Annotated in this window: 19 protein-coding genes and 1 tRNA gene; 1 reads left to right on the top strand and 19 read right to left on the bottom strand. The window is 56.2% G+C overall.

What is annotated here, in order from left to right; genetic code table 11:
* Position 1: 1 nt before the first annotated feature.
* The 14 genes from aroC to C8P63_RS19060 form a co-directional block, all read right to left on the bottom strand.
* Positions 2–1,165, bottom strand: a complete 1,164-nt coding sequence (gene aroC, locus C8P63_RS08505) for a chorismate synthase (protein WP_108023173.1) — start codon at positions 1,163–1,165, stop codon at positions 2–4.
* A gap of 203 nt (positions 1,166–1,368) precedes the next feature.
* Positions 1,369–1,815, bottom strand: a complete 447-nt coding sequence (gene ndk / locus C8P63_RS08500; protein WP_108023324.1) for a nucleoside-diphosphate kinase — start codon at positions 1,813–1,815, stop codon at positions 1,369–1,371.
* A gap of 118 nt (positions 1,816–1,933) precedes the next feature.
* Positions 1,934–2,905, bottom strand: a complete 972-nt coding sequence (locus C8P63_RS08495) for a polyprenyl synthetase family protein (RefSeq protein ID WP_108023171.1) — start codon at positions 2,903–2,905, stop codon at positions 1,934–1,936.
* A 56-nt stretch (positions 2,906–2,961) separates the two neighbouring features.
* On the bottom strand, positions 2,962–3,687 hold the full coding sequence (locus C8P63_RS08490; protein ID WP_425437273.1) for a demethylmenaquinone methyltransferase: 726 nt from the start codon (positions 3,685–3,687) through the stop codon (positions 2,962–2,964).
* Entirely contained in the window at positions 3,684–4,439 is a 756-nt protein-coding gene (locus tag C8P63_RS08485) for a heptaprenyl diphosphate synthase component 1 (protein ID WP_108023167.1), read from the bottom strand. Before C8P63_RS08485 ends, C8P63_RS08490 begins: the two co-directional genes overlap by 4 nt.
* A gap of 83 nt (positions 4,440–4,522) precedes the next feature.
* A complete protein-coding gene (locus C8P63_RS08480; RefSeq protein WP_108023165.1) occupies positions 4,523–5,020 on the bottom strand; it encodes a hypothetical protein in 498 nt (165 codons plus the stop codon).
* A 66-nt stretch (positions 5,021–5,086) separates the two neighbouring features.
* On the bottom strand, positions 5,087–5,314 hold the full coding sequence (gene mtrB, locus C8P63_RS08475) for a trp RNA-binding attenuation protein MtrB (protein ID WP_108023163.1): 228 nt from the start codon (positions 5,312–5,314) through the stop codon (positions 5,087–5,089).
* A gap of 72 nt (positions 5,315–5,386) precedes the next feature.
* Positions 5,387–5,463 (bottom strand) — tRNA-Pro (locus C8P63_RS08470).
* 105 nt (positions 5,464–5,568) lie between these two features.
* Complete coding sequence (folE, locus tag C8P63_RS08465; protein ID WP_108023161.1) at positions 5,569–6,141, bottom strand: GTP cyclohydrolase I FolE; 573 nt, start codon at positions 6,139–6,141, stop codon at positions 5,569–5,571.
* Positions 6,142–6,748: 607 nt separating this feature from the next.
* On the bottom strand, positions 6,749–7,024 hold the full coding sequence (locus tag C8P63_RS08460; protein WP_108023159.1) for an HU family DNA-binding protein: 276 nt from the start codon (positions 7,022–7,024) through the stop codon (positions 6,749–6,751).
* A 215-nt stretch (positions 7,025–7,239) separates the two neighbouring features.
* Complete coding sequence (gene spoIVA, locus C8P63_RS08455; RefSeq protein WP_108023157.1) at positions 7,240–8,718, bottom strand: stage IV sporulation protein A; 1,479 nt, start codon at positions 8,716–8,718, stop codon at positions 7,240–7,242.
* A gap of 176 nt (positions 8,719–8,894) precedes the next feature.
* Positions 8,895–9,050, bottom strand: a complete 156-nt coding sequence (locus C8P63_RS19065) for a hypothetical protein (RefSeq protein WP_170109573.1) — start codon at positions 9,048–9,050, stop codon at positions 8,895–8,897.
* Positions 9,051–9,110: 60 nt separating this feature from the next.
* The gene (locus tag C8P63_RS08450; protein ID WP_108023155.1) at positions 9,111–9,824 is read right to left on the bottom strand and encodes a hypothetical protein; all 714 of its coding nucleotides are present in this window, start codon (positions 9,822–9,824) and stop codon (positions 9,111–9,113) included.
* Between the two features lie 31 nt (positions 9,825–9,855).
* On the bottom strand, positions 9,856–10,020 hold the full coding sequence (locus C8P63_RS19060) for a hypothetical protein (protein ID WP_170109572.1): 165 nt from the start codon (positions 10,018–10,020) through the stop codon (positions 9,856–9,858).
* Positions 10,021–10,158: 138 nt separating this feature from the next.
* Between C8P63_RS19060 and C8P63_RS08445 the strand changes: the two genes are divergently transcribed.
* Entirely contained in the window at positions 10,159–10,701 is a 543-nt protein-coding gene (locus tag C8P63_RS08445; RefSeq protein WP_146172144.1) for a hypothetical protein, read from the top strand.
* A 164-nt stretch (positions 10,702–10,865) separates the two neighbouring features.
* Here C8P63_RS08445 and C8P63_RS08440 read toward each other — a convergent pair whose 3' ends face one another.
* From C8P63_RS08440 to C8P63_RS08420, 5 genes are all read right to left on the bottom strand, one after another.
* The gene (locus tag C8P63_RS08440) at positions 10,866–11,900 is read right to left on the bottom strand and encodes an NAD(P)H-dependent glycerol-3-phosphate dehydrogenase (RefSeq protein ID WP_108023150.1); all 1,035 of its coding nucleotides are present in this window, start codon (positions 11,898–11,900) and stop codon (positions 10,866–10,868) included.
* Between the two features lie 19 nt (positions 11,901–11,919).
* Entirely contained in the window at positions 11,920–12,525 is a 606-nt protein-coding gene (gene plsY, locus C8P63_RS08435; protein ID WP_108023148.1) for a glycerol-3-phosphate 1-O-acyltransferase PlsY, read from the bottom strand.
* A 26-nt stretch (positions 12,526–12,551) separates the two neighbouring features.
* Complete coding sequence (gene der / locus C8P63_RS08430; protein ID WP_108023322.1) at positions 12,552–13,871, bottom strand: ribosome biogenesis GTPase Der; 1,320 nt, start codon at positions 13,869–13,871, stop codon at positions 12,552–12,554.
* A gap of 192 nt (positions 13,872–14,063) precedes the next feature.
* A complete protein-coding gene (locus C8P63_RS08425; protein ID WP_108023146.1) occupies positions 14,064–14,261 on the bottom strand; it encodes a capping complex subunit for YIEGIA in 198 nt (65 codons plus the stop codon).
* Positions 14,262–14,277: 16 nt separating this feature from the next.
* Positions 14,278–15,168: a YIEGIA family protein gene (locus tag C8P63_RS08420; RefSeq protein WP_108023143.1), complete on the bottom strand. Its 891-nt coding sequence runs from the start codon at positions 15,166–15,168 to the stop codon at positions 14,278–14,280.
* Positions 15,169–15,171: the final 3 nt, after the last annotated feature.

Genomic DNA, 15,171 nt, shown 5'->3' with positions numbered 1-15,171 from the left:
CTCAAAAATTCCGTGCCTCCTCCCGTCGCCGGTTCACTTCCCGTAAGAGATTTTCCGCGGTGTCGGCGGTGAAGGTTTCCAGAAGGGCCCGGGCCACCTCCCAGGCCACCACGTTTTCCGCCACCACGCTGGCGGCTGGAACCGCGCAGTTATCCGAACGCTCGATGCTGGCTTCAAAGGGAGCCTTGGTGTCGATGTCCACGCTTTTCAGCGGTTTGTAAAGGGTGGGAATCGGCTTCATGACGCCGCGCACCACGATCGGCTCCCCGGTGGTCATCCCGCCTTCAAAGCCGCCGAGGCGGTTGGTGGCCCGGTGAAAGCCCTTCTCCTCCGACCACAGAATTTCATCGTGGACCTCGGATCCCTTCCGCTCTCCCGCCTCGAAGCCGATTCCGATTTCCGCCCCCTTGAAGGCGTTAATGCTGACGATGGCCTGGGCAATCCGGGCGTCCAGCTTTCGGTCCCAGTGCACATGGCTGCCAAGGCCGACGGGGACGTTTTCCACGATGACTTCCACCACGCCGCCCAGGCTGTCCCCTTCCTGCTTGGCTTCATCGATCCGTTGGATCATGGCTTTCTCCGCTTCCGGATCCAGGCAACGAACCGGAGATTCCTCCGACTTTTTCGCGATCTCCTCCGCCTTCCACTCTTCCAGACGGCGGGTGCCGACGGAACCGATTCGGACCACGTGACCGGCCACACGGATCCCGCAATACTCCAGAAGCTGCCGGGCCACCGCTCCCGCGGCCGTCCGGGCCGCCGTCTCCCGGGCGCTGGAACGCTCCAGCACGTCCCGCATGTCCCGGTGATGGTATTTGATCGCCCCGTTCAAGTCCGCGTGACCGGGCCGGGGACGGGAAACCCGCCGTTTCGCCGCTTTCTCCCTGTCGGGATGAACGCCCATCACATCCGACCACTTGTTCCAGTCCTTGTTTTCGATGGAAAGCGCCACCGGCGCCCCCGTTGTCCTGCCGAACCGGACACCGGACAAGATTCGAATTTCATCGGATTCGATTTTCATCCGCCGTCCGCGTCCGTACCCTTTCTGCCGCCGGGCGAGCTGTTCGTCCACTTTTTCCTTCGAAAAAGGCAACCGGCTGGGCAGCCCTTCCACGATCAAGGTCAATTGGGGTCCATGGGATTCCCCCGCCGTCAGATAACGCATGCTGTGACTCCCGTCCTCTCTCAGTTTGGATGGTGCAAATGTTCAGTGCATACTGTATTTCGGTAAAGTTAGAAGTATGATAACACAGGACCTTAAGGGGAAAAAGGGGATTTTCCCCGGGGTTTTGTTTGTGGTGCAAACAAGTTTAAATTTATTTCATGAAAAAGAAAAACCCCCTTCCCGTGAAGAGGGGGTGGAAAATCTTAATAGACCCAAGTCTCGATCGTTTTTTCATAGGAAGAGATCTCTTCTTCCTTGAACCAAAGCCCGATCTCCCGCTCGGCGCTCTCCGGCGAGTCGGAACCATGGATGATGTTTTTGCCCACCGTGAGACCGAAATCGCCGCGAATGGTACCCGGGGCCGCTTCCGAAGGTTTCGTCTTGCCCATCATTTGTCGGGCGGTGGCAATCACGTCTTCACCGGACCACACCATGGCAAATACCGGACCGGAGGTGATAAAGTCCACCAGCTCTCCGAAGAACGGCTTATCTTTATGTTCGGCGTAATGCTTTTCCGCCAGTTCCCGGGGGACCGTCATCAGCTTGCCGCCTTCCATCCGGAATCCTTTCCGTTCAAAACGGGCGATGATCTCCCCGACGAGACCCCGTTGGACTCCGTCAGGCTTCACCATGATAAACGTTTTTTCCATGTTTGCTGATCCTCCAATATGTAAGATGTAAAATAACACCATAAACGGGCCGATCCCGAAGCCGGAAAAACCCATCAAAATGTTAACAAAAAGAAACAGCCGAATCAAACCCGAAGGTTCAATAAGAACGCCGGGCCACAAATTCGGCGATGAGACGGAGGGATTCCTTCGGCTCCCCTTCCGGCAAGTCCTCCAGCATGGACAAAGCCTTATCCAGATAACGGCGGGCCAGTCGGTGGGCACAATCGATCCCTTCCGACCGACGGATCCCTTCCAGGATGACGGGAAGGGATCCGTCGGTCCCCCGGGAACGGAGATACGCCAAGATTTGTTCCCGCTCCGCCTTGGGCCCCCGCTTCAAAACATAAATCACGGGCAGGGTGAGGTTCCCCTGCCGGAGGTCGCTGCCGGCGGGCTTACCCAGAGTCTTTTCATCTCCCGTCAGATCCAGCACGTCGTCCGTGATCTGGAAAGCCATCCCCACAAAGTATCCGTACAGGCGCAACCGGCGGACCGTCGGGGATTCCGCCCCGCTGACCAAAGCACCCAGCTCGCAGCTGATGGCCATCAACAACGCTGTTTTCCTGCGGATACGGTGGAAATAGCGGATGAGAGACTGGTCGGGATTGTAAAAGTCCCGGATTTGTTCAATCTCCCCTTTGCACATTTGAAAGATCGCCCGGGACAACACCCGGTGGGCCCGGGGGTCCCCGACCCGACTGACAATGTCGAGGGACCGTGCGAGAAGGTAATCTCCGGCATACATGGCCACCCGGTTGTCCCACTTCGCCTTGACGGTGGCCCGTCCCCGCCGGGTCGCCGCATCATCGATCACGTCATCGTGGACCAGAGTGGCCATATGGATCAGTTCCAGAGGGACGGCCACCTGTTTCAACCGACTCACTTCGTAGTGGCCGAACTTGCCCGCCAACAAAACGAAAACCGGCCGCATCCGCTTCCCGCCGGCTTCCAACAGATGGATGGCGGAACGGTTCAGGTCCGGGTGCTCCGCTTGAATGGAGGATTCCAACTCCCGCTCGATTTCCCGTAAATCGCTTCTCAGATTTTTATAGATGTCTGCCAGCTTCATACTATTCACCTTGGTTTGCACAAAACTTACCTCCATCCCTCCCCGGCTTCCCACCTTCAGGATTTCACGGTCCCGATGTGAAGCGCGGCGATTCCCCCGGTCAACGGATGCACCTGGACCCGGTCAAAGCACCCTTGTTCTTCCATGATTCGGGCCAATTCCTTGTAATCGGGAAAATCCAGGAGGGACTCGGGAAGCCATTTATACTGCTCGTAACGGTTGGCGAACAGTTTCCCCAAAAAGGGAAGGACCCGTTGAAAATAAAGATAATAGACCGAACGGAAAGGGGGCCAGGTGGGCTTGGAAAGTTCCAGGGAGACCACTTGGCCCCCGGGTTTGACCACCCGGGCCATCTCGCGGAGAACATGACGGTAATCCGGGACGTTGCGCAGGGCAAAACCGATGGTGGCATGGTCAAAATGGTTGTCGGGGAAAGGCAGTTCCATCGCATCTCCATGAACCAACTCCACCTGCTTGTCCAATCCCCGCTTCCGCAGCTTCTCCTCCCCGACCCGGAGCATATTCCGGCTGAAATCCAGGCCGACAACCTTTCCGCTCCCGGAGGAAACGGCCAGGGAGATGGCCCAGTCACAAGTCCCGCAACAGACGTCGATCGCCGAATCCCCCGGTTGAACGTCCATTTCTTTCATGGCAAATTTCCGCCAGCTTTTGTGCCGGCGGAAGCTGAGTAACGTGTTCATCCGGTCGTAATTCTTGGCAATGTCCTCAAACACCCGGTGAACAAACTGGGTTTTTGTTTCTTCTCTGTGCACGTGTCTCAGCCCTCCCGGACCAGGGATTCGCCCAACCGAAGGGTTAACGTCCCCCGGAACCAGTCCATCAGCTCATGGCGGATCTCCAGCGGGCGTACCTTCCGGAGCTGCCGGACGGTCTCCGCCGCCAACGAACGCAGAAGGGTTTCGGGAACCCCGCCGGCTGTCTCCGCCGCCGGCACCTTCAGCCCGGTCCATCCGGAGAGAAGGAGCAGATTCTCCGCCAACGGATCCCACGGATTGTCCCTTCCGGGATCCTCCCAAAAAAAATGGGAAAGATGCGTCACCAAGCCCCCGGTGATCCTCTTGGCGAGACGGAGGAACACGGACGGAAAAATCTCGGACTGATTCCTGAAACCGTACAGCTCCATCTTGGCTTCGTTGATGTCGCAAATGGCTCTGGACAGGCGGGCCACCCCTTCGATTTCCCCCGCTTCGGACAGATTTTTATAAAACAGGCTGCTCATGTAATCACCGGCCAGCACGGTGAGTTGACGGGAACGCAAGCGATCGGCCTCCGTTTCCCTCTCCGTGGTGACGGTTTCATGGATCGAAAGGCCCATCTGGAGAAGCGTCGTCGTGACGCAGTACAGCCGGATCCGGTCCTCGGGGAGCCCCCGTGCACGCATCATGAGATACAGCACTCTCACAAAAGGGACCGGCACTTCCTGCCGGTGAATATATCGTTCCAAAAAAGGATGACGGACCTGACGGTCGATTTCCGCCGCGATCCGGTCCACTTCCTCGGAGATCGTGGTCATGATGAGCCCCCCGCTCAACTGCAGTCAAATGAGAACATTCCCATTCAGTATAACACACTTTCTCATGAGCGACACGGCACTTTCTACCGGTCGATCCGCTCCCTCGAAAGGTGAAACATCCGCTTCAGGTATCTTGAGGCCGGCATTTTTTCCGCACCTTCCATCGACGGATCGGAGGCCAGATCTCCCCTCCGGGCACGGACAATGACCTTGGTCTCCCCTTCCGTGGGGAACACCTCCATCACGACGGCTTTCACGTTGGAGGTATAAACCAAGGTGCCGCGAAGCCACTCCACCATGGTCCGGTACAGCGTTTCCTCCGCGCCCTCGGTCTGGCGAAGCTTCAACAAAAGCCGGCTCCCGTCCCAATCTGCATGAACCACCCGAAACCCGGCCGGCTGATGCAGGAGAACATCCACCAAAGTGTCCTCCGTGAGCACCCGCGGTTTATGCGAACCAAACACCGGAATGCCCCCGCTTCGGCCATCCTGCCCGTCCAATGCAGGTAACAGGGACAAAAGACCGGCGGCCATCAGGGAAATGAAGATCGAAGCAAACAACCTCTGGGCCACGTTCGCCACCCGATCCCCTCCTTGTCTCTCATTACCATTGTATGGTGGGAGGGAGGGAGAACATGCCTCAGCCGGTCAATCCTCTTCTTCCGTGTCCATCGTTCCGAAGGGGGTCATGATCAGCGCCTTTCCCCGGACTTTGACAGCGGAAGTGTGTTCGGTGAACTGGGCCACCATCACTTCCCCCTTATCCAACTTCTCCGAATGATGAAACCGGGTGTCTTTGCCGCGAGTCAGACCGATCACGCTCACGCCGTTTTCTTTTGCCTTCACGAGGAAAAATTCCCCATTTGGACCACCCATGAAAAGAGCCTCCTTTGCAAGAGTGATGCGGGAGAAAGAAAAAAGCTCTCCTTGCCTGGAGAGCTTTCTGATTGGTCGGGCTAGCCGGATTTGAACCGACGACCTCTTGCGCCCCATGCAAGCGCGCTACCAAGCTGCGCCATAGCCCGACATATTCCCGTCATGTCCTGTCGATGTTTGCTTCATCGAAGCGACATTGATTAGTATATCCCGGTTCCGGATAAGTGTCAAGGGTTTATGTCGGGTTTTTTGAATCATTTTTTTCCGGTGCCGATCAAACTGAACGCTTCCGCGCGGGCGGCCGGATCTTTTGCAAAAACGCCGCGCACGGCGGAGGTGACCGTTTGGGAACCCGGTTTTTTCACCCCGCGCATGGTCATGCACATATGCTCCGCTTCCACCACCACGATCACCCCATGGGGTTGAAGGGTTTTCTCGATTGAATCCGCGACAGTGTAAGTAATCCGCTCCTGAAGCTGGGGACGACGGGCAATCGCATCCACCGCCCGGGCCAGTTTGCTTAAGCCCGTCACCCTGCCCCTTTTGGGAATGTAACCCACATGGGCTTTCCCGTAAAAGGGAACCAGGTGATGCTCGCACATCGAGAAAAACGGAATGTCTTTGACCAATACCATTTCCTCGTGATCTTCACTGAACAGAGTGGAGAAATACTCCTCCGGCTTTTCATTCATACCGGAAAAAACCTCTTCATACATCCGTGCCACGCGGGCAGGTGTATCTCTCAGTCCCTCCCGGTCGGGATCCTCCCCCACCGCCTCCAGGATCATGCGGACTGCCTTCTGAATCTTTTCGTGGTTGACTTCCATCCCCTTCGCCTCCATCCTGGAACTCTTTCTGTATTATCAAGAAGCGTTGTGATTTCATGTTCGTTTCGAGAAAAGGGGAAGCGTTTACCCAAAATAGCGACTTTGCTGTCCTGCCCGGCAGAGAATCAGCCAGCAAGGGCGTTCAGGGGCAAAAGCTTCTCTGTGTTGCATCCGAAGGCATTTGCCCCTGCCCGCAGCAGGATGATTCGGAGCGGACAGTGCAACCATCTCTGCAGGACAGCATAGCGAGACCAGGGAGCGCAAGCGACCCAGGTGAGACTTGTGCTCTGTGAGTGCATAGCGAAACCAAGGAGCGCAAGCGACCCAGGCGAGACTTGTGCTCTGTGAGTGCAGCCGGAACGGCTTTGGGTAAATGCTGCCGCTCACTTTTTCACAACGCTTCAAGTGCATGGTCTGCCACGGGATCCTATTTTATCTCACCCGGCAGTGACGGGCAAATCCGGTCCGTGAAAAAATAAAGGCCCCGCGGGGCCTTCTGGTACAGTCCGCGAAAAGGAAACACCTTCCACACCCGACTGTACCCAGTGCAGGGGGAGCGGCACACAACCGCCCCCCCGGGTGAGAAGTATGTACCCATCCCTTCCGCTTACTTGTTGACGTCGTCTTTCAGCGCTTTACCCGGTTTGAAAGCGGGCACCTTGCTGGCGGGGATATCGATTTCCTTGCCGGTTTGCGGGTTGCGGCCTTTGCGGGCGGCACGTTCACGCACTTCAAAGTTACCAAACCCGATCAGCTGCACCTTGTCACCGTTTTTCAGCGCTTCGGTGATCGCATCCAACACGGCATCCACCGCCTGAGTCGCGTCTTTTTTGGTCATGTTGGTTTTTTCAGCAACTTGGGAAATCAGTTCCGTCTTGTTCAAAACCCTCACCTCCCCTCCGGGTGATTCGGTTCTAAACCCATGTTTCACCGTTCCTGCCGAACCTATACATCCCAAGCCCGTCTCCCGGGCGGGACAAACCTATAGTAATACACTCAACCGTGCGATATCAAGTGTTTACGCGGGTTTCAGCCCAAAAAAGCAAAAAAGCACTCCATTTCAGAGCGCTTTTCAAGGGAGTTGGAATTGGGGAGGAGTTATAGGATGATGGCGATCAATCCGCCGGAACCTTCGTTGATGATCCTCTCCAACGTTTCCTGGAGTTTGTAACGGGCATTCTCCGGCATCATCGACAGTTTGGCCTGGATCCCTTCCCGGACGATGGAATGGAGGGACCGTCCGAAGATGTCGGATTCCCAGATGCTCAAAGGATCCGATTCGAAGTCCCGCATCAGGTAATTGACCAGTTCTTCACTTTGTCGCTCGGAGCCGATAATGGGTGCGAACTCCGAATGAACGCTCACCCGGATCATATGAATCGAAGGGGCGGTCGCCTTCATGCGCACACCGAAACGGGACCCCTGTTTGATCAATTCCGGCTCATCCAACTCCATTTCCTCCAATGTGGGTGCCGCTACCCCGTAGCCGGTGGTCCGGACCATCTGAATGGCTTCGGAAACCTTGTCGTATTCCCGCTTTGCTTTGGAGAATTCCTGCATCAACTGCAGAAGATGATCTTTTCCGCGAATGGAGACACCCACAACCTCCGTGAGAATCCGGTCATACAGCTCATCCGGCGCAAAGAGATCAATTTCCGCCACTCCCTGACCCATATCCATTCCGGAAAGGGCGGCCCGATCGATGAATTCGTACTGGGAGAAGTGGCCCACCACCTGGTCCACATCACGGAGACGCCGGATATCTTTCACCGTCTCCCGCACGGAGGTTTCAAAATCCTGTCTCAGCCAGTGCTCTTCGTCCAGCACCATCACCCAGCTGGGAAGGTTCACGTTCACTTCGTGCACGGGGAATTCGAACAGCACTTCCTTCAATATACTGTATACTTCCTCTTCCCCCATGGTGGCCACGCTGATGGCCAGTACGGGAATGTCGTATTTTTCCGCGAGTTCATCCCTTAACGCCTGAACTTCTTCATTGTAGGGACGGGTGGAGTTGAGGACAAGGATGAAGGGCTTGCCGACTTCCTTCATTTCTTCGACAATCCGCTCCTCCGCTTCCTCATAATCCTCGCGGGGGATGTCCGTAATCGATCCATCGGTGGTCATCACCACCCCCAATGTGGAATGCTCTTGAATCACCTTCCGGGTACCGATCTCCGCTGCTTCTTGGAACGGGATCGGCTCTTCGTACCAGGGGGTGTTGATCATCCGGGGCCCGGATTCATCCTCATATCCTTTGGCCCCGTTGATCGCGTATCCGACGCAATCAACCAACCGAACATTGATGTCGATGCCTTCGCTCACCTGGATCTTCACGGCCTGGTTGGGAATGAATTTCGGCTCGATGGTGGTGATGGTTTTACCCGCCCCGCTCTGGGGCAATTCGTCCGTGGCCCGGGCGCGGTCGGCTTCCTCGCTGATATTGGGAATCACCACTTGTTCCATGAAACGTTTGATAAAGGTGGACTTGCCGGTGCGAACCGCACCGACCACACCCAAATAAATATCTCCTCCCGTTCGTTCGGCAATATCTTTGAAGATATCGACTCTCTTCACTCAGAACCCCTCCCTCAAGTGTTCCGGCTCCCACCTTCGTGTCGTCGGTGCGAAGGAGAACCGCCTCCTCTATACGCTCCAATGGAATTTGGACACTATAAATATATGAAGGGGTTTCCCGGTTATGAACGTTCCCGGGCAAAAAACAAAAAGACTGTCCGAGAACGGACAGTCTTTCAACGCGGGATCCGGTCATTTCCCCATTCGGGGGGGTCGCCGGCCCGATGCTTCCGGATGCGAAACCCGGTGACTTTGACAGCGGACAACCGTCCCAGGAGGAAAATCGCCGGAACGGCAATAAGGTGGATCAAAAGATTTTCCAATGTTCCCACGACCAATCTCCCCGCTTTTCCATATCCTTTGTCTACTTGTTTATGACCGGCCGCGGCGGTTTATTCTTCCATCTTCAGCACCGGATCTCCCTTTTTCAGTTCCATCCGGGGCGAGTATGCGGGCACAATGAGAGAATCGCGGACCAACAACCGCCTCAGGTCTTCCCCTTTACCCGGCTCTTTCCCTGATTCCTCCATCATCCGCACCACATCCATGCGGTAATCCACGTGGACTACGCCTTTCCGGTCCACCAGCAGCGGCAGAGAAAGCTGGGAATGGTACGGGCTGGGAATGGTGACGGGGTCGGTCTTCAGCTTTTCAAAGTCGAGGGCGTAAAGCCCTTCCCCTTCCTTCTTCCCCGTTGGCGGATTTCCATGTTCCTCGCGGTAGACATTCACCCGCCCCTGAAGTTCCCGAAGCTTCTCGGTCACCCGGAGGTCCATCACTTTCACCTTCGGCTTCTTGCCGGGGTCGACGACGACAAAAACGAAGTTTCCGCCTTTCTGAAAGGAATTGGAGGGTACGCTCCCCAGATAGGGCTCCAGTTTGGAGAAATCGACAATGTACTTCTGGTACAGAGTCGGTCCCTGCGGGGGTTTAAGCGGAAGCACGTCGTTATTCTCCGCCCTGTATAAATCGACAGCGGTCTGGACCTCCTGCACCTCTTCGGGCAGTTTCTCCGAAACCTGTCGGTTAAACTCCTCGGTTCGGACACAGCCGGCCAACAACAGCAGGCCGGTCAAAAATACAGCCACCTTCTTCCATCGGCTCATCAGAGTCCCTCCTGCTTTCGTCCCTTGCTTTTCAGATAATGGCCCGGATCCCGAACAGGAATGCGGGCACCAAAAGCAGCACGGCGATGATGGACAATACGACACGCACCCAGCCGGTGCTTAATTGACGCGTCCAAGCGATCATGAAATTGGCAACCAACAGCAGGATGATACTGATCATGGCATCCAAGTGCATCATCTTCCTTCTTTCATGCTAAACCCAGTATAGCAAATCCACACCCGCCCACCAATCTTCCGGGCTCCTGTCCATATCTCCGCCCGGGATAAACGCATAGGATAGGGAGACAACAGCCCGAAGTGGAGGAGATCAGCCTTGCCGAATCAAAAAATGCGAACAGAGCGGTCCCCGAGGCCGTCCAAACGCCGCCAGCCGAGACGGACCCGACGACAGACCCGGTCGACCCCGCCACCGGAAAAACCATTGGATCTGTCCTCGATCGACCTGAGCAAAATGATCAACGGTTTCTATACCCTTCGTTCCACTTTGAAGGACTTGAGTTCATCCCTTCAACGGATCGAAAAAATCATGGACAATGCATATCAAATGTTCGAAATCGCCAACCATTTTGTCGGGCAGGGTCGTGCCTTTCCGCGCCGGCGGTTCCGTCCGCCCCTCCGGTTGGTGAAACCCAACCGCCACGAAGAAGAGGAGATTCCGCGCCTGAACCTCCCGGGCCCCGATGAAGAAGCGGGCCAAGGAGGCTCTCTTTCCACCCTCCTGCAGAATATCGACATTCCCCAAATGCTGAAATTTTTGCAATCTCCTTTTTTCAGGCAGATGATGACCGAATTCACGCAAGCAAAAACCTCCGGATATGAGGCCGACGAACGGGGACGAAAAAGAAAACAGGGGTAACGCTTTCGGCGTTACCCCTGTTTTATTTCCGGATTCCGCCCGAGCACCTGCTGGTCCCTGTTCCCCTTAGCTAAGAGCCTGCGCTGTCGTTGGCGGATGAAACCGGATGTACTACAGCGTATGTGAAAAAGACCCGCTTTGCAACAATGCGGCGGATAATAGGCTCATTCCCGCTCCCCCCGGATCATCTCCTCCATCTCATCCGTCTTCCCCCGGGCCATCAAATCTTCCACGGCCTGCCGGGGATGCTTCCCGTCGAAGAGAACCGCGTACAACTCCCGGGCAATCGGCATCTCCACCCGGTTCTTCTCCGCCAGCCCGATCGCGGCCTGTGTGGTCTTCACCCCTTCGACCACCATTCCCATTCTCTTTAATACTTCTTCCAGACCGATGCCTTTGCTTAAAAGATGTCCGGCCCGCCAATTCCTGCTGTGACGGCTGGTGCAAGTCACCACGAGATCCCCCACGCCGGATAAGCCGGCAAAGGTGATCGGCTTGGCTCCCATCGCCATCCCCAAGCGGGCCATTTCAGCCAACCCCCGGGTGACCAGGGCCGCTTTGGCATTGTCGCCAAACCCCAGTCCATCTGTCAGTCCGGCCCCCAGGGCGATGATGTTCTTCAGGGAGCCGCCGACTTCCACCCCCGTCACATCGGGATGTGTGTAAACCCGGAAATACGAGTTGATAAGATAAGACTGAGCCTCTTCCGCGGCGGACGGATGGTTGGAGGCCACCACCACGGCGGTGGGGGACTTCCGGATCACCTCTTCGGCATGGCTCGGACCGGAGAGAACAGCGATCCGCTCCGAGTTGGAAGCAGGGAGCTCTTCTTCCAATACTTCGGACATCCGTTTGAGGGAACCCAGCTCAAACCCCTTGGCGGCATGAATCACCGCAGTCTCTTCCCCCAAATGAGGCGCGGCCATTTTGGCCACCGCCCGCATCGAATGGGAGGGAACCACGAATAAAACCAGATCTTTCCCCGCCACGGCCTCTTCGATGGAATCCACGGCTTTCAAGGCCTCCGGAAGGTGGATATCCGGAAGATACCGGCTGTTCGTCCGCTGCCGGTTGATTTCGGCGGCAAGCTCCTTCCGGCGCGCCCACAGTGTCACATCCAGTCCGTTGTCTTCCAATACCGCCGCCAGGACGGTTCCCCAACTGCCCGCCCCGAGGACGGCCGCTTTCTTTTTGGTCATGACCTTTGCCCTCCGTCTGCTATCTCTGTTGTCCCCCGCTTGCGCCCAGTTTGCTTTCCGTCCCCTTCAGCAACCGTCGGATGTTGGCGAAATGGCGGATAAAAGCCATTACCGTGATGATCAGGCTGAGATAAAAATAAGAGTCCGGATAATTTAAGAGCATGATCATCAGGGGCAGACCAGCGGCGAAAATCAGGGAGCCCAACGAGACATAACGGGTAAGGATAATGGCCAGGATGGCCGCCGCCCCCGAGATCAAGGCAGCCAAAAACGTCAGAGTCGCCGTCACCCCAATCGTGGTCGCAATCCCTTTTCCGCCCCGAAACCCGAGAAATACGGGCCAATTATGGCCGATAATCGCCATGATGCCCGCCAAAAACATGAGAGCGGCATTTTCCGAAAGTCCGGCTGCCAGCCCGACGGCGGCCACCCCTTTCAGCGCATCCAAGAGGAAAACCGCAATCGCCGGACCTTTGCCGACCACTCGCAACATGTTGGTCGCGCCCGCGTTGCCGCTTCCGTGCATCCGGATATCGATTCCTTTGAGCAGGCGGGTGATCCAGTAGCTGAAACTGATGGAGCCGATCAGGTATGAGAGTACCACCACAAGGATGGAGACACCCATGTGAACCCCTCCTCTCCCGTTGTTTTTCAGTCTTTCTTTTTCTTTCGCAACAAGATCCGGATCGGCGTTCCGACAAAACCGAAGGCTTCCCGGAGCTGGTTCTCCAGATACCTTATGTAACTGAAATGCACCAGCTCGGGATCGTTGACAAACAGCACGAACACCGGTGGTTTGACGGATACCTGAGTCCCGTACTGAATACGGGCCCTCCTCCCGTGAACCGTGGATGGAGGGGTGGACATGGCGGCATCCCGAAGGACCTGGTTTAACACCGCGGTGGGGATCCTCATCGCGTGTTGGTCCGCGGCCTCCTTCACCGCCGGGAGAACCCGCGTGACGCGTTGTCCGGTCTTGGCGGAGATAAACAGAATCGGCGCGTAATCCATAAAGGCGAATTCCTCCCGGATGGTCCGGGTGAAACGCTGCATCGTTTGATGATCTTTTTCCACCGCATCCCATTTATTGACAACCAAAACGGCTCCCCGGCCTGCTTCATGAGCGATTCCGGCCACCCGTTTGTCCTGTTCCGTCACACCTTCGCTTCCATCCAGCACGACGATCACCACATCGGAGCGTTCAATCGCCCGGACGGCCCGAAGGACACTGTACTTTTCCGTTGATTCGTAAACCTTCCCCCGTTTTCTCATTCCTGCGGTGTCAATGATGACATAGTCCTGTTCTTCATAGGTGAAAGGGGTGTCGACGGCATCCCGGGTGGTACCCGCCACGGGACTCACGATGACCCGTTCCTCCCCGAGAATCCGGTTGACCAAAGACGATTTGCCCACATTGGGGCGGCCGATGATGGCTACGCGAATGGTATCTTTGTCGTATTCTTCCTCTTCCCGTTCCGGAAAACGGCTCACCACCGCATCCAGAAGATCTCCCGTCCCGATCCCGTGAAGAGAGGAGACGGCGACTACCTCCTCGAAGCCGAGTTGATAAAACTCATATGCCTGGTCCTGGTGCTTGAAATGGTCCAGTTTATTCACAGCGAGCACCACGGGCTTTCCAGACCGGCGGAGCAGGCGGGCCACCTCCTCATCGGTGGCGGTCACGCCCACACGTCCATCCACCGCGAACAGAATGACATCCGCTTCTTCGATGGCCAGTTCGGCTTGGTGACGGATATGCTCCAACACTTCATCTTTTTCCTCGAACTCCAGGCCGCCGGTATCGATCAGATGGAAGGCTCGGCCGTTCCATTCGGCACGGCTGTATATCCGATCCCGGGTGATCCCCGGTTTATCTTCCACGATGGCAATCCGTTCTCCTGCAATTCGGTTGAACAGCGTCGACTTGCCTACATTGGGGCGGCCGACAATGGCAACGACAGGCAAACTCATGGGTGATTTCCTCTCCTCGACATTTTCAGGGGCCGTCCGCAAAATCCGATCCCTCAGGTTTTTCAGGCCGACCAGTATGATTCTATCACAGAAGGGGTTTAAAGCCCACACTTCCCCCTTCATGATGTTCAGGGAGGAGAGTCTTTCATCCCCCCATTTCTGAGTAAAGGAGTCACTTCTCTCTCCCCGCGGTCACGATCCGTGGCGCACAATGATCATGGTGTGGTCGTTCAGTTCGTGAGCCATCCCGTCCAGGATTTTTTCCAGAAGAAACGCGGTTTCCTGAACCTGTTTCCGATCTTTCTCATAAAAAAGAGGAGCCCCCCCCGCCACTTGTTCCCGGTTGCTGGAAACGACGGCCAAGATCGTTTTTTCGAAGGTGGTACCCATTCCCCAACCCTCCTTTTCAGGTTGATCGCTGATTCCGGGATGGTGTCAACGGCATGCGGACCGCACTTTCCAACACCGGCACACGACGGACCACTTCGAGGACCGCTTCAGGATCCTTCTCTTCCGGCAAAAGAAAGACTCCCAACCGGCCGTCATTCAGGTCCCGTTTGATCAGGGGAACCAGGGAGGGTTCACCCGTGTCCCGGAATACCCCGAGCACCACGGAAACATCGTGAAGGATGGCCTGCCGCTGCCCCGTGTTGGCCAACGTAAACCGGCTGTGACGATCCTTGGGAACCACCACGACCCCCACTCCGTGCTCCCGAATCCGCCGGCGGTTGTCTTCCAGTCCGATGTTCATGATGTAAATGTCATCCACATACAAGTTGGGGCCTTTCAACCTTACGGAAGCAATTTGGACATCCGCAATCTGATCAAGGGATTTTCCCGAACGAAGCCACCCGGTTAATCCCACCACAACCAGTCCGACCAAGATCCCCCAGGGCCAACGGCCGATCATTACAGCCAGGGAGGTGAGAAAAGCGGAAAGGATCACCAGGAAGTTCCTTCCTTCGAATACCATGGCGATCCCTTCGATATAGGTCGCTCCCCGCTTTACCAGTTCCATCTCGTCCAATTTGGACAGCGTTTCCCTTTCCATGTTCCGGACTTCCCGGAATTGTTGGGCCGCAAGGGCCAGAAACGTGATTGCCGTGTAGTTCTTTTCAAACAGGGCCGGGACAGCCACGGCCCCGAGTCCCGCGGCGATCAGTCCCAAGGAGAGATGGATGACCCTTCCGTGCGGGTATGTGGGGTATTGCCGGAAGTCGGTCCGAAGCATCCGGATCCGACACAGGAAACCGGCTATCAACCCGAACACGACCGCCATCGTATAGCTGTGGGTCATCGA

Origin of the sequence: Melghirimyces profundicolus, from assembly GCF_003054245.1 — a bacterium.
Classification (GTDB): Bacteria; Bacillota; Bacilli; order Thermoactinomycetales; family DSM-45169; genus Melghirimyces; species Melghirimyces profundicolus.
The sequence above is the reverse complement of the archived record's forward strand: the minus strand, read 5'-3'. Positions and strand labels throughout refer to the sequence as shown.

What these genes read in the sequence shown, in the direction of transcription:
- aroC (WP_108023173.1), bottom strand. Translation starts at nt 1,165, where the DNA reads ATGCGTTATCTGACGGCGGGGGAATCCCATGGACCCCAATTGACCTTG.
- mtrB (WP_108023163.1), bottom strand. Translation starts at nt 5,314, where the DNA reads ATGGGTGGTCCAAATGGGGAATTTTTCCTCGTGAAGGCAAAAGAAAAC.
- C8P63_RS08495 (WP_108023171.1), bottom strand. Translation starts at nt 2,905, where the DNA reads ATGAAGCTGGCAGACATCTATAAAAATCTGAGAAGCGATTTACGGGAA.
- folE (WP_108023161.1), bottom strand. Translation starts at nt 6,141, where the DNA reads ATGGAAGTCAACCACGAAAAGATTCAGAAGGCAGTCCGCATGATCCTG.
- plsY (WP_108023148.1), bottom strand. Translation starts at nt 12,525, where the DNA reads ATGGGTGTCTCCATCCTTGTGGTGGTACTCTCATACCTGATCGGCTCC.
- C8P63_RS19060 (WP_170109572.1), bottom strand. Translation starts at nt 10,020, where the DNA reads ATGCACTTGGATGCCATGATCAGTATCATCCTGCTGTTGGTTGCCAAT.
- der (WP_108023322.1), bottom strand. Translation starts at nt 13,871, where the DNA reads ATGAGTTTGCCTGTCGTTGCCATTGTCGGCCGCCCCAATGTAGGCAAG.
- C8P63_RS08440 (WP_108023150.1), bottom strand. Translation starts at nt 11,900, where the DNA reads ATGACCAAAAAGAAAGCGGCCGTCCTCGGGGCGGGCAGTTGGGGAACC.
- C8P63_RS08485 (WP_108023167.1), bottom strand. Translation starts at nt 4,439, where the DNA reads ATGACCACGATCTCCGAGGAAGTGGACCGGATCGCGGCGGAAATCGAC.
- C8P63_RS08425 (WP_108023146.1), bottom strand. Translation starts at nt 14,261, where the DNA reads ATGGGTACCACCTTCGAAAAAACGATCTTGGCCGTCGTTTCCAGCAAC.
- C8P63_RS08450 (WP_108023155.1), bottom strand. Translation starts at nt 9,824, where the DNA reads ATGAGCCGATGGAAGAAGGTGGCTGTATTTTTGACCGGCCTGCTGTTG.
- ndk (WP_108023324.1), bottom strand. Translation starts at nt 1,815, where the DNA reads ATGGAAAAAACGTTTATCATGGTGAAGCCTGACGGAGTCCAACGGGGT.
- C8P63_RS08420 (WP_108023143.1), bottom strand. Translation starts at nt 15,168, where the DNA reads ATGACCCACAGCTATACGATGGCGGTCGTGTTCGGGTTGATAGCCGGT.